Origin of the sequence: Chitinophaga fulva (assembly GCF_012927205.1) — a bacterium.
Taxonomy (GTDB): Bacteria; Bacteroidota; Bacteroidia; order Chitinophagales; family Chitinophagaceae; genus Chitinophaga; species Chitinophaga fulva.
In genome coordinates this window covers 1,003,846-1,025,005 of the sequence record NZ_JABBGC010000004.1, presented here as the reverse complement: position 1 = coordinate 1,025,005, position 21,160 = coordinate 1,003,846, and the positions used below count along the sequence as shown (strand labels likewise).

Sequence of the window (21,160 nt, the reverse complement as noted above, 5' to 3'; positions counted from 1 at the left end):
CAGTTTTTGCTGTTTAATTCTTCAACTTGGACTATGGATTTAAAATATAGATAGCATACAACACGTTACAAACAATATTTTTGTTAATCACCCAGACAAGCCAGAATGGCATCTACTACCCTCCGGGTATCTTCAGGGTCTCTCACCGCCACACAGCGAACGCCGGCCTGTAACGCAGGATAGTCGTTTCCCCCTTCAAACAGGGCATCTCCTACAAACAACATCTCTTCAATGGCAACATGCAACGTATCGCGCAACTTACGGATACCATATGCTTTGTCTATACCTTCTTTCGTAATATCAACAGACGTCATGCCACCGAGATTAACCGCAAAACCGGGAATCAATTTATCAAGTATCTGCTGAATTTTCTTCCGTTTGGTAAAATCAGGGTCCCAGCTTTTTTTGGCATCTACCGGCGCTTCCTGTCCCAACGCTGACCACGTGATCTGGCTGCCACGGTCTTCGATCTGTTCACCCCAGGTTTTTTCTACTGCATAACCCGCTTCACTGATTGCCGCTTGCAGGGATTGAATAATTTTTGTTTTTTCTTCTTCCGTGAAATTTTCTGCATACAGCAACTGCCACGATTGCTGGTAATGATAAAACTGCGTGCCACAGGTAGGCAATATATACAGCACTGTCAAACGTGCTTCCGGTGGTAACAACCGCAGCACCTGTTTTTCAAACTGCTCCCATTTACCACCGGAAATAATGGCTACCTGCGTTATCTGTGTCAACCGTGCCAACAGAGCAGCCATTCCTTCATCAACGGCCGACTTGCTCACTGCCAGGGTCCCATCGAGGTCAAACACGATCAACTTTTTCATGCTGCAATAGTTTACGCGATTTTTCCAACACGTTGTCTACTGTAAATCCATAGTGTTTGAACAACTCTTTTGCCGGCGCGCTGGACCCGAAATGAGAGAGACCGATCATCACTCCTTTTTCGCCGGTCCATTGCTCCCATCCCTCCGGCGAACCAGCTTCTATGGCCACACGGGCTTTCACTGCCGGCGGCAATACATGTTGCCGGTAGCTTTCCGGTTGTTCGCTGAACAATTCCCAGCTCGGCATACTGACCACCCTGGCATCAATATCTTCCTCCCACAGCTTCTGCTGAGCGTCCAGCGCCAGCTGCACTTCTGAGCCCGTAGCTATTAGTATCAATGCAGGTTGGTCTCCTTTCTCCTTTGACAGGATGTAAGCGCCCTGCTGTAAACCACGGGCAGACCCCGACTTGCTGCGATCGGCAATGGGCAGTTTCTGCCGCGTTAACACGAGCATAGTGGGGCCTTTGGTGCGGGCAATAGCTGTATGCCAGGCCCAGGCTGCCTCATTGGCATCTGCCGGCCTTATCACACAGAGATGCGGCATAGCGCGCAGCGATGCCAAGTGTTCCACCGGTTGATGCGTGGTACCATCTTCTCCCAATCCGATACTGTCGTGCGTCATCACATAAATCACAGGCAGCTCCATGATACAGGCCAACCGGATAGCGGGCCTCGCATAGTCCGTAAAAATGAAGAAGGTGGCAGCATAAGCCCGTACACCGCCGTGCAACTGTAATCCGGAGCTGGCAGCACACATCACATGTTCGCGTATGCCCCACGCAATATTGCGGTTTTCATAATGTTCCTTACTAAAGTACCCGGATGATTTGATCAACGTAAGCGTGGACGGCTCCAGGTCCCCGCTGCCTCCCAACAGCCAGGGCAGCTTGTCCGCCACTGCATTGAGGAACGCGGAAGAGATTTCCCGCGTAGCTTTGGGGCCATCTTCAGGTCTGTACACCGGTACGCCTTCGTCCCATCCGTCAGGTAATGTCTGGGAAACATACTGCTGCAACAGCGCATATTCTCCCGGATACCTGTTTTGATAATCTTCCATCAGCTTATCCCATGATTGTTCGGTATCCTTCCCTTGTTCAATGAGCTTTTTCATATATACCCTCACATCCTCCGGCACCCAAAAGTCTTCATCTGGTGGCCAGCCATAAAATTCTTTGGTCAGCTTTATTTCATCAACACCCAGCGGAGAGCCGTGCGCTTCGGGCGTATCCTGCTTATGCGGAGCGCCATACCCGATATGCGTACGCAGCAGGATCATAGAAGGCTTGTCTGTCACCGCTTTCGCGGCGGCAAAAGCGTCTGATATGGCTTTCAGATCGTTGCCTTTGTCGCCCAGGTCCTGCACATGCCAGTGATATGCCTCAAACCGTTTAGCCACATCATCGGAATAAGTCAGCGATGTATTACCTTCTATCGTGATATGATTATTATCATACAAACATATGAGTTTACCTAAACCCAGATGGCCCGCCACGGAAGCGGCTTCGTGGGAAGCGCCCTCCATCAGGTCCCCATCACTACAAAAAACATAGGTGTGATGGTCAATAATCGTTATATCGTCTTTATTAAAAATAGCGGCCAGATGCGCTTCGGCCATGGCCATCCCCACGGCGGTCATAATACCCTGCCCCAGCGGCCCGGTAGTGGTTTCTATGCCCGGTGTAAGACGGTATTCCGGATGCCCCGGTGTATTACTGCCCCACTGCCGGAACGCCTTGATATCATCCAGCGAAATATCATAACCGGTGAGATGTAATACCGCATATTGTAGCATCGAAGCGTGGCCATTGGACAACACAAACCGGTCGCGGTTAAACCAGTCCGGCTTCCGGGGATTATAACGCAGGTGCTCCGTCCACAACACAAATGCCGCCGGCGCCAGTGCCATCGGCGTGCCTGGATGCCCTGAATTCGCTTTCTGTACCGCATCCATTGCGAGGCAACGAATGGTGTCAATACACTTTTCTTCGATGGTCATTGCTTTCATGATATGCTTTTTAGTGGAGATAGTAGGTAAGCAAAGCCACAAATAAGGTACCAACTGACGTAAATCATCCGCCGGCTGACTGGTATCATTTACCACCCCTGAAGACCGGGGTACTTTTGTGTTGTCAAAACAATGATCCTAACCACTAAAAATATTCAACGATGAAACAGACATTCAGAAAAGAACACGACTTCCTCGGAGAAAGAAAAATAGACGACACCGTATTTTATGGTATCCAAACTTTGAGGGCCATAGAAAACTTCCATATCACCGGCATTCCCGTTTCCCGCGAACCGGTGTTCATCAAAGCACTGGGCTATGTTAAAAAAGCTGCGGCCATGGCCAATATGGAACTGGGCGTACTGCCCCGCGAAATAGGCAAGGCTATTATGAAAGCCAGCGACCGGCTCATCGCCGGTGAACTGACAGACCAGTTCCCCACCGATATGATCCAGGGCGGCGCCGGCACCTCTGTGAACATGAACGCCAATGAGGTCATCGCAAACGCAGGACTGGAATACATGGGCCATCCCAAAGGAACTTATGAATACCTGCATCCCAATAATCATGTCAACTGCTCCCAGAGCACCAATGACGCCTATCCTACCGCCATGCGCATTGCATTGTACCTGAAAGTCAATGACCTGTTGACTTCCATCGACCTGCTGCAAAAGTCTTTCGGTAAAAAAGGAAATGAATTTGCCAACGTGCTCAAAATGGGCCGTACACAGCTGCAGGACGCAGTGCCTATGAGCCTCGGCGCTGAATTCAACGCTTTTGCCACCACACTGCGGGAAGACATACAACGCCTGCGCGAAATACAGGCGCTGCTGACAGAAGTCAATATGGGCGCTACCGCCATCGGTACCACCATCAATGCACCGGCTGGTTATCCGGAACTGGTGACCCAATACCTGGGCCAGATCACCGGACTGCCGATTGTACTGGCTACCGACCTCGTGGAAGCTACTTCCGATACCGGCGCATTTGTATTGTTGTCCGGCATGCTGAAACGTACCGCCATAAAAGTGTCCAAGATATGTAATGACCTGCGGTTGTTATCTTCCGGACCACGGGGAGGGCTAAACGAAATCAACCTGCCACAACTGCAACCCGGCTCCTCTATTATGCCAGGCAAGGTAAACCCGGTTATTCCGGAAGTGGTGAACCAGACCGCGTATTACGTGATCGGCAGCGACCTTACCATCACCATGGCCGCAGAAGCAGGCCAGCTACAGCTCAACGTGATGGAACCGGTAATCGGCTTCAGCCTGTTCAATATGATCACCTACCTGCAACACGCTTTTGATACGCTCCGCCTCAAATGTGTGGACGGCATCACTGCCAACGCAGATGTTTCCAAAGCGATGGTGATGAACAGCATCGGCATCGTGACAGCACTGAATCCGTTACTGGGTTATGAAACCTGCGCCGCCATTGCAAAAGAAGCCTTAAAAACCGGCAAAACCATTCATCAGATAGTAGTAGAAGAGAAAGGATATATTACAGAAGAACAGTGGAATGATATCTATTCTTTCGAGAACATGATCCATCCACATGGTATTTACACAAAAGCATAACTAAAAAAAGAAAACCCGGGAACGTTACTGTTCCCGGGTTTTCTTTTTTTATAGCCAGATCTTATTTGATCTCTTTCAGCATTTCTTTCACAGCAGTTTCCAGCTGATCATCTTTGCCGGCCAGGAAATCCTCATAACGCAGCGGCACGCGGATATCCGGTTCCACTTGCAGGTTTTCTGTAGGACGGCCTTCTTTACCGATGGTAGCGATCATCGGAATACCAAATACCAGCGTAGGATCTATTTGTGTTTCCCACCATACGGCAGTACCGGTACCCGGAACAGGCATACCAATCAGTTTACCCAGTTTACCCTGTTTGTAAACGTAAGGGAAGATAAACGCGTCGCTATAGTTGCCTTCGCTCATCAGCACACAGCTGGGGCCTTGCCATTGGCCTTGTGGTTCACCGCCCTTCAGCAGGTTGCCCTGAGGTGCAAAGTCCAGGTATTTTTTACCGCTGAGGAAGTTGTACAGATCATCGTGCAGCCATCCGCCGCCATTGAAACGGGTATCTACGATCAGCGCCTGTTTGCCTCTGTTTTTACCCATTACTTCATCGTATACGGAGCGGAAGCTGGCGTCGTTCATGCCTTGTACGTGTACGTAGCCTACTTTACCACCACTGAGTTTGTCCACCAGCTTACGCATGTTGTTCACCCAGCGTTTGTACATCAGGCCACCTTCTTCGCCGCGGCTGATGGGTTTCACGGTTTCTTCGTAGTGTTTGCCATCAGCATCAGTGAAGCTGATCAGTATATTGTGGCCAGCTTTGCGGTTGAGCTGTTCTGCCCAGTCTCTTTTAGCAGTCACCGCTTCTCCATCAATTTTATCGATGACAGCGCCGGCTTTCATTTTGCTGCCAGCCCTGTCAAACGGACCACCGGCAATGATTTCGTCTACTTTCAGTCCGTCTTTGGTGAAACGTTCGTCAAACAGCAGACCGAGGGAGGCAGTAGCATCGCCATCAGGGCGCATAGGAGAATAACGGCCACCGGTGTGGGAACCGTTCAGCTCACCCAGCATTTCGCTGAGCAGTTCCTGGAAGTCGTAGTTGTTGCTGATATGCGGGAGGAAACGGGCATAAGCATCGCGGTACATTTTCCAGTCCATATTGCGGATGGTAGGATCATAGAATTTCTCTTTCACCTGTTTCCATGCGTGGTCCAGGATATAAGCGCGTTCTCCGGCCTGGTCCAGCAGCATTTCAGAACTGATGCTGATAGGCGTGATTTTGCCGGAAGCAGCATCTACTTTTACCACACTGCCTCTGTTGCTCACAAAGAGAGAGTTGCCATCTTTGCTGAGTTCAATGCCACCAGGTGTACCACCCAGTTTAGCGAGAATTTTGGTATCACCGGTGCGGGGTTCTGTTACCCACAGATCGTATCCTTTTTCAAAAGCAGCCGTGTAATACAGCTTGCTGTTGTCTTTGCTCATCACATAATCGCTGATGGAAGCACTGTTGATGGTAAGGCGTTGCTGGCGGTTGTCCAGGTTATTGAAATCCGGACGGAAATCTTTTTTCGCGGCAGCAGTATCTTTTTTCGCAGCAGTGTCTTTACTACCTTTTTTAGCGTTGTCTTCCTGGTCTTTCAGGAGATTAAATTCATCTTTAGACAGTTTGTATTTGTCGAAAGTTTCCTGATCGAAGAACACGGCGTAGATATCTGTTTCGCGGCTGCCCTGGCGTGCCAGTGATTTGCGGCCTTCGCGGCTGCTTTCCCAGGTCATCATTTTACCATCGGCGCTCCATTTAACATTGCCTTCGCCGAAACCGCTGTTGATAGGTCTGATAGGCTCACTTTTACCGTCAACAGGAATGATGGTGGCATTGCTGGTGAAAGCATATCCTCCCTGATCTTCCACTACCACCCATTTGCTGTCGGGGCTCCAGGAGAAAGTCCAGTCGCCATCGGAATAGGAGTGGTTGTGGCCTTTAGGCAGCAGCACGCGGCTTTTGCCGGAAGCGATATTGAATGCTTTCAGGATGTTACGGTCTTCCACATACGCTATTTCTTTTCCATCGGGGGAGAACAGCGGCTGGAATTCTTCCGCAGCGGTAGCGATGAGTGGCTCTTCCTTCAGCACGGTGGCGGCGAAGAAATAAGGCTCTTCTTTACGTTCGATGGTGCTTTGGTAGATATCCCAGTTGCCGTTACGTTCAGCGGCATATACGAGGCGTTTGCCATCGGGGGACCATTGCACCATTCTTTCCTGTTGTGGTGTGTTGGTTACTCTTTTGGTCATGTTGCCTTCCACGCTGGTCACAAATACTTCACCACGGGCGATGAAAGCCATTTGTTTACCATCGGGGCTCATCGCAAATTCAGTCACGTTACCGTTTACCGGCAGTGGCTTCTGTATACCGTTGCGACCATCGTTGAAGATGCGCACGTTTACTTTTTGCGGTTTATCGCCTTCTTTCAGCGTATATATTTCACCGTTATAGGTGAAGCAGAAAGTATTATTAGCGGAGCGGGACAGGTGACGTACCGGATGTTTATCAAAACGGGTCAGCGGTTCCATTTTATTTTTATCTGCCAGCGATGATTTGAAGAGGTTCTGGGAGACACCGCCTTTTTCACTCAGGTAGTAGATGTTGTTATCACTGCCAAACAGCGGCTCACGGTCTTCACCATCAAAGGAAGACACCTGCTGATAGCTGTTTTTGTTGATGTCATACACCCAGATATCGCGGGTAACGGAAGACACGTGGTGTTTACGCCAGGGATCTTCATAACCTTTGCGGTCCTGGAAGATGATCTGATCACCTTTGCTGTTGTAGCGGGCAAATTCAGCACCGGCAGCGCTGACCAGTACAGGGCGGCCACCTGTTACCGGAACGGTGTACAGGTTGTCGAACAACCGGTAGCTAAACCGGATGCTCATGGCAGGGGCATTACGCCCGGCGCCGAAAAGCACCTGTTTATTGTCTGGTGTAAAATCGTAGGGGTAATCCGCACTGCTGTTGCTGGTAAGCCTTACAGGCGTACCACCTTCCGCAGGCATGACAAAAACATCGAAGTTACCGTAACGGTCACTCGCAAAAGCGATGTATTTGCCGTCGTGGCTCCAGACAGGCATCATGTCCTGTGCCTCATGAATGGTAAGGGGGACAGCAACGCCGCCGTTAGCGTCTACGCGGTAGATATCTCCTTTATATCCAAAGGCGATGGTCTTCCCATCCGGGGAGATGGCAGGGTAACGCAGCCAAAGCGCGTTCTCCTGGGCATAGGTGACAGTGGCCATCAGCCAGGCTGCACAGGTGAAAAGCAGTTTCTTCATAAGCTTTAAAAGCGATTTGTTGTTTGGTCAGTACAGCAAAATAAAAAAAAGCAGGGGGAGTTCTTTCTAATTAATGATAAATGGCACATTCGGGTGATGGTCAGTGGTAGGCGATTTCCTCCAGCCTGCCGGGTTGCTGCAGCGTGATACTACTGCCCTTGATGGCAATCAGCTTTTCACTACGAAATTCGCTCAAAGTACGTATCAGCGATTCGGTGGCGGTACCGGCCAACGCGGCCAGTTCATCGCGGGCAATGTCAATGGTATAGTAGGCGGAACGGTCTACCTGGTATTTGTTGCGCAGGTGTATCAGCGCACTGGCCACTTTTTTGCGTAATGTATTGTACGCGATGCCCAGCAGGCGCTCCTCTTTTTCCGTGACGTTACGGGCCAGCAGGCGAACAAAACGCTGTATGATCAACGGACTGTGGTCAAACAACGCGATGGCGTCATCTTTAGGGACCAGGGCTATTTCGGCGTCTTCCATCACCACGGCGGTGGCTTTGTAGGTTTCTTCTTCCAGCAGGGCGATGTAACCGAAAAAATCACCGGTACTATACAATCCGATCACCAGGTCTTTCCCGTCTTCATGGGTCTTGACGGTCTTCACTTTACCCGACAGGATGTAATACAGGTAACGCGGCGTACCGCCTTCCCGGTATATCTCCTCATGGGCGGCCGCCCGGATGGTATTGCGGTCTTCCAGGAAGCGGGTGATCACGGACTTAAAATCACTTTCCGTTTCCGGCCGATGCGAATGGAGCAGCTCTTTTCTCTTTAGCCGGTTCACGATCGTCTGTACCAGATCGTGGCTGGTATAGGGTTTCACCAGGTAGTCGTCTGCCCCCTGGTTCATCGCTGTACGGAAAGCATGTGGTTCGTACTTGTCTGCCAGCAAGATAAAAGGTACCGGTTGAAAACGCGGGTCCTGCCGCAGGATGTCCAGTACCGCCAGCCCGTCGGTGCCCTCCATGGCCATTTCGCAGAGTACCAGGTCCGGCAGGTGCAGGCGGGCTGTTTCAATGCCGCTTTTGCCACCGGAGGCCGACAGCACTTCATAGCCCTGTAACAGCAGCATTTCGCGTATAGCCGTGGCCGCAGCTTTTTTGGTCGAGATCAGTAATATGGTATGCATACAGTTTGTTTAACAACTGATGCCCGGCATTGTTATGCTAAAAAATTTTATGGGGACCCTGTCCAAATTTCCGGCTGCCCATTCGTCATTGGACTAAAATACACTGATGAAAAAAGACAAATTCATTTATTGGGCCACAACTGTCGCTATTGCACTGATCTCTGCCGGTGGCGGGCTCGGACTGCTCACCTCCTCTTTTATGATCCAGACTGTTGACCTCATGGGATATCCCGCCTATTTCAGGGTGGAATTGGCCATTTTTAAGATTATTGGGGGAATTATGTTGCTACTGCCGGTATCACGGCGTATCAGGGAATGGGCTTATGCCGGTCTGGGCATCAACGTGCTATCTGCTTTCATTGCCTTTGCCGCTATACACGGCACGCCCGATCAATATATTTTTCCGGTAGTAGCGCTGGTGCTGTTGATTGTCTCTTATATCTATTTTAATAAAGTTAACACACAGACAGCTTCCATAGCATAATGTTACCCCGCAACCCCTGAAGGCGCTTTTAAGTAGTAAGCCATAAGGGGATGATTGTCTGTCCCCTCCCCGGGCTTTTCCGCCCGGGGTTAATTTGTTACCACCCCATATCTCCGGTTTATTTGTTTAAACATTTATTAATTTTATTTAATCACAAATCAATTTTATTAAAAATTGATTTAACTTTGTTTAACAATGAAACCGATAAAGAAATCCTTACCACTTTCCTGCCCAAGCTGTGCCTCACCGCTAAAAGTAACGTCTCTGGCCTGCGAAGCTTGCGACACCACTGTTTCCGGCAGCTTTGAACTACCGTTGCTGGCGCGCCTGTCGGCAGATGATCTGCAATTTGTGATTGACTTCGTAAAAAGCAGTGGCAGCCTGAAACTCATGGCGCAACAGCTGGGATTGAGTTACCCCACTGTGCGCAACCGGCTCGATGATATTATCGCCAACATAGAAAAAATTGAAAAAAATATAAAAACACCCTGATGAACACCTGGTTACTACGTCCGTTTACCTACATCGCTGGCAGCAAAGCTTTGCTAACCGGTTGGGCCATTATGCTGATTACTTCCGTGGTGGCTTACTTCAGTAAAACCCATTTCGATGGCGCCATCGATGCGCATGTTGGCGCCACTGTTTTGCCTTATTTTATTTATCTCCTGGAAGCGCTGATTGCCTGGGGATGTATGGTGCTGGCCTGTTATGCGGCTGCCGCCATATTTGCGCGTACCTCCTTCCGCCTCATTGATATTGCCGGGACCCTGGCCCTCGCCAGGGCACCGCTGCTGCTCATCGCACTGATCAACTTCGCCATGCCGGCAACAGTAGATCCCACTGCCATTAATCCGATGGTCATCGTATTGGCGCTGGTTTGCCTGCCTGTTTTTGTCTGGATGCTGGTGCTGATGTACCAGGCGTTCAGCATTTCCACTAACCTGAAAGGCACCAAAGCGGTGATCATCTTTATCGCTGCGTTGTTGGTAGCGGAAGTAGTCTCCAAAGTATTGATGCACTTTACCTTTCCGCTGATGATATCCTGATAAAAAAAACGATATGAAAAGAATTTGTTTACTGACAACCCTGCTGCTGTCTTTTTCCCTGGAGATGATAGCGCAGGCTGATTACCCCACTGCGGCAGCAAAAGTTCAACGTTACTACAACCGGCAGCAGGCCGACAGCCTTTATGGCATGTTTGGCAGCACCATCAAATCCATGCTGCCTCCGGACCAAACACGGGCCATGCTTTCACAGCTGCAAAATCAACTGGGCGATATGATGCAGCTCACCCCTACCGGCGGCGATGCCAGCTATCAAACATGGAAAGCCGATTTCGCCAAAGGCACCCTGACGATGATCCTTGCACTGAATACCAGCAATCAAATGGAAGGATTCCGCTTTGTGCCTTACCAGGAGAAAAAAGCCGCAGAAAATGATGTGGACAACTACAACCTCACGACTGCTGATGCCACCATCCACGGTACGCTCACCCTGCCTGTGAGCAATGGCCCGGTGCCGGTAGTACTGCTCATCGCCGGCTCCGGCCCTACCGACCGTAACGGCAACAACAACATGGGCCTGAAAACCAACGTCTACAAAATGCTGGCGGAAACGCTTCAGGCAGATGGCATCGCCTGTGTGCGGTACGATAAAAGAGGCGTGGCGGCCAGTGCCACCGGTAAACCGGAAACGGATATTTCGTTTGAAGGTACCGTCAACGATGCTGCAGGTTTTATCAAAATGCTGAAAGCTGACAAACGTTTTTCCCGCGTCATCGTAGCGGGCCACAGCGAAGGATCTATGATCGGTATGCTGGCGATACAACGCAGCGCCGCAGATGAGTTCATCTCCATTGCCGGTGCAGGTGAACCGATTGATGTCATCCTGCAAAGACAACTGGGCGCACAGTCACCTCCTTTGGCGGCTAAAGCGAAAAGCATGCTGGACAGCCTCAAACAGGGACACAAGGTGGTGAATACAGAACCCGCATTACAGGGATTGTTTTACCCGGCAGTACAACCTTATATCATGTCGTGGGTAAAATATGATCCGGAGAAAGAAATCGGTAAATTAAAAATCCCTATACTGATCATACAAGGCAATACAGATGCACAGGTAAGTGTAAATGATGCTAAGCACCTGAAACAGGGCGCTCCTGCTGCTCAACTGAAAATAATCGATCAAATGAACCACGTGCTGAAAGTGGCCCCCGCCAGCGGTGGTGTCAACGATATCACGTATGCAGACCCCAGCAAGCCGTTGAGCACACAATTTGTGAAAGAAGTGGAAAGCTTTATTAAAAGTAAGTAATCCTATTTTTCACGGGAACTGCGTTTACGCATCTCCTCAAAAAAAGGCGTCCTTCTTTCTTCTACACATTTCAAAGCATACAGGTACAAGGCAGCTGACCATGACTGCCAGTTCTGCCCTTTAGGTAAGCCATTCTGCGCGCGCAGCCATTCGTTGAACCCATACTCCAGTGACTGCGCGTGCGACGGCTTCACCGCATGCGCCAACGCCAGCAGTTTCTTTTCCGCCAACTGATATTTTCCTACCGCTACCAACGCAGCAATATATACGCCGCAGACAAAAGGCCATATACCACCATTGTGATAATCACCGGGCATATTAAATTCCTCGTCACGCTTCCGCCAGTCAGGGTCTCCGGGTTGCACGTAGGGGAAAAAATTAGGCGGCAGTTCGGATGCCAGGTCACCTTTTTCCCGCATCACGCCACACTCTGTTTCAATCCACGCTATCATCCGCTCTGCTCTCGACTGGGAAGCAATGCCTGTCAGGATAGCGAGACTATTGCCCAACAGATCAAACCGTTCGCTGCTATAAATCTTGTAAGACCAGCAGGCATAGTAAGGTTTGTTTTTTACGGTGAGACCTTCATGTACATGCCGGTGCATGACGTTGCTGGTAATGGTAAAATGCCGCATCTCCTGCAAAAACGCGTCGGCACGCTGATGCCGGTCAAACATGCGCAAGCCGGCATACACGAGCGTATTGACATACAATCCATACCCCAACACCCATTGTTCATCGCGCCAGTCGCTGGTAGGCAATTGCGCCACCAGCAGCCGGTCGGAAGGGCTCTGGTAATACAGCCACGCGAGCGCTTTCTCTGCTGCTTCCTGCAAAAAATCTGTTTCACCTGTAAGCTGCCGGTAAATACTGATCCCTACCAGGAACAACGGCGTAGTGTCACTGGCGCCCAGGTTTTCCGGGTCATGTGCCAGTGAAGGGATATGCCCGTGCTCCGTCTGGTTATGCGCCAGCACATCCAATACCTTACGCATGCTGACGATCAGTTGTTCATCGCCGGAAACGGCGATACCAAAGAACGTAAACACCATGTCACGGGTGTACGGTTCCGGATATGCCCAGCCGGCAGTTCGTGGCAAACCCGCATGGGGCCCGCGGCGGTTGTGATGCAATACCTCCAGCGCGGCTTTTCTGGTCTGCTCAACCTCTTCGGTAACGGTATACGTTTTCATACAATACCCAGTTTTTCATGTACGATCTGCAAAAAACGACTGGCCACCACGCGGTAGTCAAAGCGTTGTTTTACACGCGCCCTGCCAGCGGCTCCCATCTGTATCCGTAAGTTCTTATTGACCAGTAGCTCACCAAGATGTACGGCAATATCTGTGGCATTGGCGCGGTAATCTACCGTACGGGGCGTATCAAACACCACTGTGCGACGCCCGTCAAAACCGGATTCAGTACCTACCTCTACTTCCTTCAACACCACTTCACTGGCCACACCGGCCAGCAGCGCTGTTTCCCCATGCACCAGCGTATCCAGCATGCCCATCGCCCGGAGGCTCACCACCGGCTTGCTACAGGCGCCGGCTTCTACCTGCGTCATACCAAAACCTTCCAGCCGGGAAGGCGCCGCATAGATATCACAAGCACCTATCAGATATGGCATGAAGTTGCGCGAAATTTTATACTGCGTATAAATCACCTGCTGATCTATGCCCAATTGTCTGGCCAGCTGCATATCTGCTTCATTCTGATAATCGGTGCGCTCCTGTGGCCATACCTTGCAGACATATTTCCATGGCGGCATTTTCCCGTTGAGCTGCGCCAGCGCATGCATCACTTCCTGCGCGCCTTTAGAGGCAGCGTCACCACCGATGGTAAGTATCATCAGCTCATTGTCGCGGATACCCAGTGATTCGCGTACAGCGGCCACTTTAGGATCGGAAGCACTAAAGGGACGGAAGCTGTCCGTGTCACAGCCAACGGGCAGCACTTCAATATTACGGCCGCTGATGCCATCACGGACGTACATGTCTTTTACCCAGTTGGAGGTGACCAGTATCAGCGGCAGTGTATTCAGCACGTCCTGGTAATTGGCGATATAACCGTCGGCTACCAGCCAGGGCACAGCGGTACAACCAAAATGCTGCGGATGCAGCACCAGTTGCGGGATATAACCCCAGTAGCCTACGCCCGTGACCACATCCGGTTTAAACCAGCGGTAGTACCATTCTTTTTCCTGGTTGGATTCATAATGTACAGCATGAACATCCACGCCCAGTTCTTTCAGGCCTCTGTATAGCAGGTCTCCCTGTGTGGCCAGTCCGCCGGGGCCGGCCGGATAATCGTATAACACAAGTACTTTCATGGCAGGATACGGTTTCTGTTCAGCCATTGTGCCGCCTCCGCTACCGTGCTGAACGTCCGGAACGCTTCTGCGGAAGGGGTGATCTTCGCTTCCCAGCTATCGTGACTAAATCCATATATATCGGTGATGATGTTTTTTTTCTGCTGATAGATGTCCGGTGACAACGGCAGGTATATATCTGCCGTGGGGTCTGCCAGCGGAAAATGGCTGCGACTGTCATCGTCATAAGCAAAGTACCAGAGCTCCGGTGATGACAGCTGCTGTTGTTCCCACAGTTGAAACACCGCTTCGCTGACTTCCTCATGCCGGCGGTGCCTGGTATATTCTCCGGCAATATTGTGGGTAATGATCAGGTCAAACTGTGTATATGGCAACAGTTGCAGTACCTGTTCCGCCACAGCCGGAATGGGCAATGGTGTTTGTTCCGGCCCGTCGTCCATATCTGCCATGCTTCCGGTGGCGCCCAGCGCCTGCATTACAGCAGCAAAGCGGGGGGCCCTGTCGGCATCGTTTGCCCGGCAGATACAGGCCACAAAACATTCCCACTCAGGATGGCTCAGCAGCGTGCCACCTGCCCACAATGTTTCATCGTCCGGATGGGCCACTATCACGGCCACCTTTTTCTGTATAGCGGATCGCATGGTTTATCAGGATGTGGTATACCGGTGAGCAAGGCATCAAGAAACGTACCCGAACGGCAGGGGATGACCATTGTTTCATCACGATCATACAACTATCATGTTAACATTCCGTCATACCGGGATTTTTCCCGATAACATTTGATTAACCAACCCTTAATCATATTGAATTTAATTTTGTCGTAGAAATTCCTATTTGGTTAGGACATCTACCATAACCGAAAACCAACCAACCCTGTGGTTCAACCCTTAGTGTATGAACGAGAACCAACCGCTTTCCGCTGATACCGGGAAACTGCAACGTTATGCAGCCATAGCCGCCTTTCTCGATGAGAGACTGGACAATATGCTTCGACGGGGAGAACTGACCACACTCTCACTAGATAAGTTAACAGTCGCACCCCTGACAGATGCAGCGCAATGGTACCCGCAGGCAGCGGAACAACTCAGCCTGATATGCGATACACCGGCAACAGACCGTCTGGAAGATGGATTATTCCACCTGCCCGTGGAGGAAGCCCACTCTTCCCTGTTCCGTTTCCCCCTGCCGGCCACTGTGCCGCCTTTTTACCCGCCAGCGGTGCATAACCGGCCATCAGTCCCACCCACACCGGACCAGGTGCCCCGCTGGCTTTCCCTGGTATGTGAACAACTATTGCCTTTACATGCCATCGTGCCACTGGCACAGAAAATCAAACAAAGTGCCGTTATCTGGTACATCAGGGGCAATAAAACTGGCATACAGATATGTATGTCCACCTTTCCACAAGCCATTCATTTCCGGTTCAATAAAACCCGGCAACATGCCTACTGCCGCAACAGAATAGTGAACCTCCCGATACTCCGGAACATTGTATTACATATACGCATTATATTTCGTATCTTGAAACTACACCCCGACGATGGTAAAGATGGCGATGTTGATAATATTCCGGTCATCAGGAATAATTATCACTAACCCACCAAACCGCCAATAATGCAGTTAAAAGAAAAAATCATCAAGCTGGCAAACGATGCCATCACCCGGATGGAAGCGCGTCCCGACAGAACTGAGGAAGACAACGATATACTGGAAATACTGCTGATACTTCGGGATGGGGCAGCAGAAATGAGTTCTGAAGAGGCGCTCGACCGATGGCTTGATTTTATGTGGAAAGTGCTGACTGATCTGGGATTCTCATATTGAAACAACGACCATGAACTTTGGAAAAGTCATTAAAACGCTGAGAGAGCAAAAACAACAGAATCAGCGCGATTTTGCTGATTACATTGGCATCAGCCAAACAAGCCTCTCTTTAATTGAAAGCGGGAAAACAACACCTACTGACGCGACCCTCGACAGGATCGCCGCCCGGTTCAATACCCGGAAAGCATTACTGGTAATGGCCGCCATTGAAACAGACAAGGACCTGCCACCCAAAACAAGAAAGCGGTTTAATGACCTGTTCCCCTCCTTTGAGGAAGACATCTGGTCGTTAATCTTAACGAAATAAAAACAAAAAGGAGTAGCCGGGGCGCTACTCCTTTTTACATCATATCTTCAGGCTGACTACCTCCCGATACGCGCCATGGTGACTGACCGACGCCGGACGAACACTTCCGGTATCCCTGATAAAAGGCACACCGTCTTCATCTTGCTGCAACGCTTCTGCCGGCTGCAGCTGGTAAACTACCTGTGTCCACCGGTGCGCCGATGCCACCGCCACTGTATGCAAACAACTACCACTCACCACTGTACGAAAAGGAAACTCCCTGTCACCATATCTGATGAAGCCTGTATCCGCATCGGAAAGCTGTACTTCATATTTCAGCGGTGCATATACCCGCTGCCGGGTATCCCGGTGAATGATCTTATACGCCGCTTCCTTGGCACTCCATAGCAACCATACCATCCGGTCCAGATCAGCGGCCTGCCCGATCAGTTGTTGCTCTGCCGGAGAGAACAGTTTATCGAGATATCCTCTTCTCCGCCAGTTGCTTTCCACAGCTGCCAGTTCCAGGTCTATCACATCATTGCCGATCATGGCGCCGCCAGCTTGTTTTCCACCACTTCCATCGCCGACCGTACATTGATCATCTTTTCCATAGAATCGTTATCGATCACGATATTGAATTTCTCTTCCACGTCCAGCACCACATCCACCAGGTTGGCCGAATTGATTTTGAGGTCACGAATAAAATCCGTGTCTTCATTCAGCGTAGCCAACGCTTCCGGATTTTTGGTATACGGCGCCACTACTTCCTTAATAGTAGTCATTAAAGCTGTTTTATCCATGATATCAGCGTTTGTATTTTTTAAGAATGATACAGGCATTTACATCGCCAAAACCAAAACTGGCCTTGGCAATTACCTGGAGGTCTTTATGTATCAGCTGCTGTGGTATTTTCTCCCGGGGCACAATAGCGGCAATCTCCGGGTGCAGGTCTTCACTGTTGATATTGGGAAACAGAAATCCCTGTTGCAGTTGTAGCACTGCCGCTACCAGTTCAATACTGCCAGATGCGCTCAGGCAATGTCCCACCAGGCATTTAAGCGCATTCAGGTAGGGGAACTGTTCCCCGCTCCTGTTGAGCGCCAGGCTCCAGTTGGTTACTTCCGCAGCATCTTTGCTCGTGGCCGTCAGGTGTCCGTTGATCGCGTCAATCTCATCCGGGTGAATACCGGCATCGCGCACCGCCTCCCGGATACAACGTTGCACCGCCTCGCTGTTAGGCGCCGTCATACTGCCTTCATTACGTTGACCGCCTGAGTTCACATGTCCGCCGGCGATCTCTGCATAGATGGGCGCATTCCTTTCCAGGGCGCTCTCCAGCGATTCCACCACCAGCGCGCCGGCACCCGCACCGGGCACAAAGCCGGTAGCGCTAGCGCTCATAGGCCTTGAACCTGCTGCCGGCCGGTCGTTGTTTTTGAAGGTGCATACCTTCATGGCATCAAAACCGCCCCATACATAAGGACCGCCGTCTGTAGTACTGCCGGCCAGTATCCGCCGGGCTTTGCCGGCACGTATGCGGTCATAGGCCATCAGCACACTTTCTGCACCGGTTGTACAGGCAGATGAATTGGTAGTCACTTGGTTGCCCAATGCCAGTTTACCGCCCAGCCAAGCACTGATGCCGCTGGCCATGGTCTGCGCTACTACGGTACTGCCTAAACGCCGTACCTGCAACTCGTCCATGCGGTAAATGGCTTCCCGCATCTTGTCCACTCCGGAAGAACCGGTGCCAAATATAGCCCCACTGTCCCAGTCCGGCTGTTGTATATCATTGCCTGCGGGCAAACCAGCGTCCTGCCAGGCTTCCATGCCTGCCATGACACCATATAGCACAGCTCCGCTGTTGAAACCTTTCAGCTCCAGCGGATCAAAATACCGCAGCTTCATTTCTTCTGTCACTTCGGGCGTACCGGCTATGCGGCAGGAAAAATCCAATGCCTCCAGCTGTGGGTCATAACGGATGCCCGACACACCCTGCCGCACCGCTTCGGTAAAAGCAGGAACACCTGTTCCATTGGGGGCTACTACGCCCAGCCCTGTTATCACTACCCTGGTCATCTTTTACGAATTAAGGTTAACGGGGGTTGATGATCATACCGGCAATCTCTCCACTGCTCACTTCTTCACCCTGTACATTGGTCATCACCACCCGGCATTTCAGTTTACCAAAACGGAAATATATTTTCTCACTGGTCACCGTTACTTTTTCTCCCGGCATCACTGGCCGCATAAACTCCACGTTGGTGGAGGTAAGTCCGAAAGTCATGCCCTCCGGGCCGCCGGTGAGATAGATACCCAGACATACCAGCCCGATCTGCGCCATCACTTCTGTCAGCAATACACCAGGAGTAACCGGATATCCTGAAAAATGTCCTTTATAACAATCCATGTTGGGCCGGAAGGTAAAACTTCCTGTCACCTTTTGTTCATCAATATATTCCAGTGTATCAACAAACAAAAAAGGTTCCCCGTAGGGTAATTTTTCCAGTATTGTCGTTATCGTCATAAATCCATTTACTGTATATGTGCGCCTCCGTCTACCGGGATAACGGCCCCGTTCACCCAGGCGGCTTCATCTTTGCATAAAAGGTATACTACATCGGCCACATCGTCCGCTGTGGTCAGTCGTCCGAACGGGCTGCGGGCGATACTATGCTCCAGCAGCTGCTCATGGCCGGGTATCATCCGCAACGAGCGGGTGTCTGTTACGCCGGCCTGTATACAGTTGGCCCGTATGCCATACGGTGCAAACTCCAACGCTATACTGCGGCTGATCGCTTCCAGCGCAGCTTTGGCAGCCGATACGGCTGCATAGTGTTTCCAGGCGCGACTGCTGCCTTCACTGGTAAACGACAGTACGCGGGCATCCGCAGCAAAAAGTCCCTGTTCCCATATGGCCCGGGTCCAGTCGTACAAACTCACCGCCATATGGTCCAGTGTGATCATCAGATCATCCGTTTGCAATGCCGGAGCATCTGTCATCCCTTTCAAGGTACCTTTGGCCACACTGTGCAAAAGGCAACGGACACGCCCCTCCGGGCCCATCTTTTTCCGCAGCTCTTCCAGCACCAAGGTGCGCCGCTCTGCCTGCGCTGCATTGATATTAAATGTCAGCACCTGCACACCGGTAGCGCGCAATGCTTCAAAGGCTGCATTGACAACCTCCATCTCTACGCCCGCATTACGATGCACAATACAAAGATGCATGCCATGCGACGCCAGCCTATAGGCTGATGCCAGTCCCAGTCCACTACTGCCACCCAGCACCAGCGCCCAGTATCCTTTGAATGCAAACTCTTTTACCATTGTAACAATATTCTTTGTGCGGAAAATCCCGGTCCGAAACTCAGCATCAGGCCTTTGTCGCCCGCCGGTACGCCCCTGTCGAGGATACGTTCTAATACATACAACACCGTGGCGCTCGACATGTTACCGTATAACCGCAATACTTCTTTGGTATCGTCAATATTTTTTCCGGAACCGGCAAACAGCTCTTCTACGGTCTGGATGATTTTCCGTCCTCCCGGATGAAAGATCAGCTGGTTCACTTCTTCAATAGCAGTACCATGACGCGCCAGGAAAGGATGAACAATATCCCCGAAGTGCGATGCTATCTGCTCCGGTACCGCGATGTCCAGTACCATCTGCAAGCCGGAGTTGGACAAGTGAAAACCCATCAGGTGCGTGGCATCATAAAAATGATACATCTCCGTGCCCACAATGGCCGGTCCGGGGTCTTCATCATGTGAAGACAATATCACACAGGCGGCGCCATCACCAAAGATGGCCGCGCTAACAATATTAGCCATGGAAAAATCCTCATGCTGGAAAGTAGCCGTAGGCGACTCTACCGCCACCACCGCCGCACGTTTACCCGGGTTGGCCTTCAGGAACTGGTACGCATAGATCATCCCGGAAACACCGGCAGCGCAACCCATTTCCGTCACAGGCAAGCGTACAATGTCCTGCCGCATCTGCAACATATTGATCAGGTAGGCATCCATGGACGGGATCATAAAACCGGTACAGCTCACAGTGATGATAAAATCGATATCGCTGCCCTGTAAACCGGCTTTGTCCAGCGCGCCTTGCAGGCAACGCCTGCCCAGCTCCGTGCCCTCACGGATATACAGATTGTTTTTTTCTTCAAAGGAGGTGCTGTTGAACACTTCTTCCGCATTCATAATAGAATACCGCTGATCAACCGCCGCGTTCTCAAAGATTTTTTTAACCTTTCTGATAAACCTCTCGTCTTGTCCGGCCAGCCATAAGTCCAGGTACGGCATAATTTCGCTGGTAGGCCTGGTATATGGCGGCAATGCCTTGGCTACTGATTGAATTTTTACACTCATAAATTAGATATAACCCATTGGTAACGGAAAGCCCATCGCCAACGGAGGCTTTGACGCCTGATATTTAGTTTTTGTGACAGTTGTACCAGCTCCGAACGTTTGAATCCGCGCATGATGGAAGTAAGGCCATCATAACGGGTCATTTCTTCGAGGCGCAGCGTATAACATAACAGCTGAAACAGCCGGTAGGCAATGCCGCTGCGGTGCAGGTCGTTGACAACGATGCCGGCCGACGCGCTGCGGCGGAAACATTGCATCAGCGCCAGTATTTCCTGGTCTGTAAAATGATGAAGCGTTAGTGTCAGCAATACGATGTCCCCTTCCATTTCAGGACACGGGCCCTGTGTAACGTCGAGGCAATGGTAACTGATTTCCGGATATGCAGCCGATAACTCACCTGCCAGCCGGATGGTGAACGGGTTGGCGTCGATGCCTGCCAACTGTAGTTTCCATTGTCTTTTCCGGCCGTGGGCGGCCAGTGCCCGCAGCATGTCTCCGTTGCCGCAACCGATGTCCACGATGCGCACTTCGCTGCCGGCTGGCAGCTGACGCATCAGCATATCTACGCCTTTTACCGTGATTCGGTTGCCTCCCAGGCGCCGGTTGATCTGCGCGATCTTTTCCAGCGCCCTTTGCAGCTGTTCGCCTTCCATGGAAAAATCGTCCATGATCTCTGGTGCCAGTATACGTTGTCTGAACATTTTAA

22 protein-coding genes are annotated in these 21,160 nt (G+C 50.9%); 8 read left to right on the top strand and 14 right to left on the bottom strand.

What is annotated here, in order from left to right:
• Positions 1-83: 83 nt before the first annotated feature.
• Both HHL17_RS32655 and tkt read right to left on the bottom strand, forming a co-directional pair.
• Positions 84-830 carry an HAD-IIB family hydrolase gene (locus HHL17_RS32655; protein WP_169228984.1) on the bottom strand — a complete coding sequence of 249 codons (747 nt, stop codon included), beginning with the start codon at positions 828-830 and terminating at the stop codon, positions 84-86.
• Positions 808-2,838, bottom strand: coding sequence for a transketolase (gene tkt / locus HHL17_RS32650; protein WP_169228983.1), 2,031 nt, complete (start codon positions 2,836-2,838; stop codon positions 808-810). The genes HHL17_RS32655 and tkt overlap by 23 nt, the downstream gene beginning before the upstream one ends.
• Positions 2,839-2,999: 161 nt before the next feature.
• Between tkt and aspA the strand changes: the two genes are divergently transcribed.
• Entirely contained in the window at positions 3,000-4,418 is a 1,419-nt protein-coding gene (gene aspA / locus HHL17_RS32645) for an aspartate ammonia-lyase (protein ID WP_169228982.1), read from the top strand.
• A 61-nt stretch (positions 4,419-4,479) separates the two neighbouring features.
• On the opposite strand, the gene HHL17_RS32640 is transcribed toward aspA, so the two are convergent.
• Both HHL17_RS32640 and HHL17_RS32635 read right to left on the bottom strand, forming a co-directional pair.
• Complete coding sequence (locus HHL17_RS32640) at positions 4,480-7,704, bottom strand: S41 family peptidase (protein WP_169228981.1); 3,225 nt, start codon at positions 7,702-7,704, stop codon at positions 4,480-4,482.
• Positions 7,705-7,804: 100 nt separating this feature from the next.
• The gene (locus HHL17_RS32635) at positions 7,805-8,839 is read right to left on the bottom strand and encodes a cyclic nucleotide-binding domain-containing protein (protein WP_169228980.1); all 1,035 of its coding nucleotides are present in this window, start codon (positions 8,837-8,839) and stop codon (positions 7,805-7,807) included.
• A gap of 106 nt (positions 8,840-8,945) precedes the next feature.
• Here HHL17_RS32635 and HHL17_RS32630 point away from each other — a divergent pair, with 106 nt between their 5' ends.
• The 4 genes from HHL17_RS32630 (at position 8,946) to HHL17_RS32615 (ending at position 11,636) form a co-directional block, all read left to right on the top strand.
• Positions 8,946-9,323, top strand: a complete 378-nt coding sequence (locus HHL17_RS32630) for a DoxX family protein (protein ID WP_169228979.1) — start codon at positions 8,946-8,948, stop codon at positions 9,321-9,323.
• 195 nt (positions 9,324-9,518) lie between these two features.
• The gene (locus HHL17_RS32625; RefSeq protein ID WP_169228978.1) at positions 9,519-9,815 is read left to right on the top strand and encodes a DUF2089 domain-containing protein; all 297 of its coding nucleotides are present in this window, start codon (positions 9,519-9,521) and stop codon (positions 9,813-9,815) included.
• Entirely contained in the window at positions 9,815-10,369 is a 555-nt protein-coding gene (locus HHL17_RS32620) for a hypothetical protein (RefSeq protein ID WP_169228977.1), read from the top strand. The genes HHL17_RS32625 and HHL17_RS32620 overlap by 1 nt, the downstream gene beginning before the upstream one ends.
• Before the next feature lie 13 nt (positions 10,370-10,382).
• Entirely contained in the window at positions 10,383-11,636 is a 1,254-nt protein-coding gene (locus HHL17_RS32615) for a serine aminopeptidase domain-containing protein (protein ID WP_169228976.1), read from the top strand.
• A gap of 2 nt (positions 11,637-11,638) precedes the next feature.
• On the opposite strand, the gene HHL17_RS32610 is transcribed toward HHL17_RS32615, so the two are convergent.
• From HHL17_RS32610 to HHL17_RS32600, 3 genes are read right to left on the bottom strand one after another with little or no spacing between them, the layout of a single operon-like run.
• Positions 11,639-12,829 carry a glycoside hydrolase 100 family protein gene (locus tag HHL17_RS32610; RefSeq protein WP_169228975.1) on the bottom strand — a complete coding sequence of 397 codons (1,191 nt, stop codon included), beginning with the start codon at positions 12,827-12,829 and terminating at the stop codon, positions 11,639-11,641.
• Complete coding sequence (locus tag HHL17_RS32605) at positions 12,826-13,968, bottom strand: glycosyltransferase family 4 protein (RefSeq protein ID WP_169228974.1); 1,143 nt, start codon at positions 13,966-13,968, stop codon at positions 12,826-12,828. Before HHL17_RS32605 ends, HHL17_RS32610 begins: the two co-directional genes overlap by 4 nt.
• On the bottom strand, positions 13,965-14,609 hold the full coding sequence (locus tag HHL17_RS32600; RefSeq protein WP_169228973.1) for a PIG-L deacetylase family protein: 645 nt from the start codon (positions 14,607-14,609) through the stop codon (positions 13,965-13,967). Before HHL17_RS32600 ends, HHL17_RS32605 begins: the two co-directional genes overlap by 4 nt.
• Positions 14,610-14,862: 253 nt before the next feature.
• Here HHL17_RS32600 and HHL17_RS32595 point away from each other — a divergent pair, with 253 nt between their 5' ends.
• Genes HHL17_RS32595 through HHL17_RS32585 form a run of 3 tightly spaced genes read left to right on the top strand, consistent with a single transcriptional unit; the run spans position 14,863 to position 16,099 of the window.
• Positions 14,863-15,564 carry a hypothetical protein gene (locus HHL17_RS32595; RefSeq protein WP_169228972.1) on the top strand — a complete coding sequence of 234 codons (702 nt, stop codon included), beginning with the start codon at positions 14,863-14,865 and terminating at the stop codon, positions 15,562-15,564.
• Positions 15,565-15,582: 18 nt separating this feature from the next.
• A complete protein-coding gene (locus tag HHL17_RS32590) occupies positions 15,583-15,792 on the top strand; it encodes a hypothetical protein (RefSeq protein ID WP_169228971.1) in 210 nt (69 codons plus the stop codon).
• A gap of 10 nt (positions 15,793-15,802) precedes the next feature.
• Complete coding sequence (locus tag HHL17_RS32585; RefSeq protein WP_168872286.1) at positions 15,803-16,099, top strand: helix-turn-helix domain-containing protein; 297 nt, start codon at positions 15,803-15,805, stop codon at positions 16,097-16,099.
• Positions 16,100-16,138: 39 nt separating this feature from the next.
• Here the strand turns inward: HHL17_RS32585 and HHL17_RS32580 are convergent, their stop codons facing one another.
• Genes HHL17_RS32580 through HHL17_RS32550 form a run of 7 tightly spaced genes read right to left on the bottom strand, consistent with a single transcriptional unit; the run spans position 16,139 to position 21,155 of the window.
• A complete protein-coding gene (locus HHL17_RS32580; RefSeq protein WP_169228970.1) occupies positions 16,139-16,630 on the bottom strand; it encodes a 4'-phosphopantetheinyl transferase family protein in 492 nt (163 codons plus the stop codon).
• On the bottom strand, positions 16,627-16,863 hold the full coding sequence (locus HHL17_RS32575) for a phosphopantetheine-binding protein (protein ID WP_240976021.1): 237 nt from the start codon (positions 16,861-16,863) through the stop codon (positions 16,627-16,629). The genes HHL17_RS32580 and HHL17_RS32575 overlap by 4 nt, the downstream gene beginning before the upstream one ends.
• Positions 16,864-16,885: 22 nt before the next feature.
• Positions 16,886-18,160, bottom strand: coding sequence for a beta-ketoacyl-[acyl-carrier-protein] synthase family protein (locus HHL17_RS32570; RefSeq protein WP_169228968.1), 1,275 nt, complete (start codon positions 18,158-18,160; stop codon positions 16,886-16,888).
• Between the two features lie 16 nt (positions 18,161-18,176).
• Complete coding sequence (locus HHL17_RS32565; protein ID WP_169228967.1) at positions 18,177-18,608, bottom strand: 3-hydroxyacyl-ACP dehydratase FabZ family protein; 432 nt, start codon at positions 18,606-18,608, stop codon at positions 18,177-18,179.
• An 8-nt stretch (positions 18,609-18,616) separates the two neighbouring features.
• Complete coding sequence (locus HHL17_RS32560) at positions 18,617-19,408, bottom strand: SDR family oxidoreductase (RefSeq protein WP_169228966.1); 792 nt, start codon at positions 19,406-19,408, stop codon at positions 18,617-18,619.
• On the bottom strand, positions 19,402-20,454 hold the full coding sequence (locus tag HHL17_RS32555; RefSeq protein ID WP_169228965.1) for a type III polyketide synthase: 1,053 nt from the start codon (positions 20,452-20,454) through the stop codon (positions 19,402-19,404). Before HHL17_RS32555 ends, HHL17_RS32560 begins: the two co-directional genes overlap by 7 nt.
• Complete coding sequence (locus HHL17_RS32550) at positions 20,451-21,155, bottom strand: methyltransferase domain-containing protein (protein ID WP_169228964.1); 705 nt, start codon at positions 21,153-21,155, stop codon at positions 20,451-20,453. Before HHL17_RS32550 ends, HHL17_RS32555 begins: the two co-directional genes overlap by 4 nt.
• Positions 21,156-21,160: the final 5 nt, after the last annotated feature.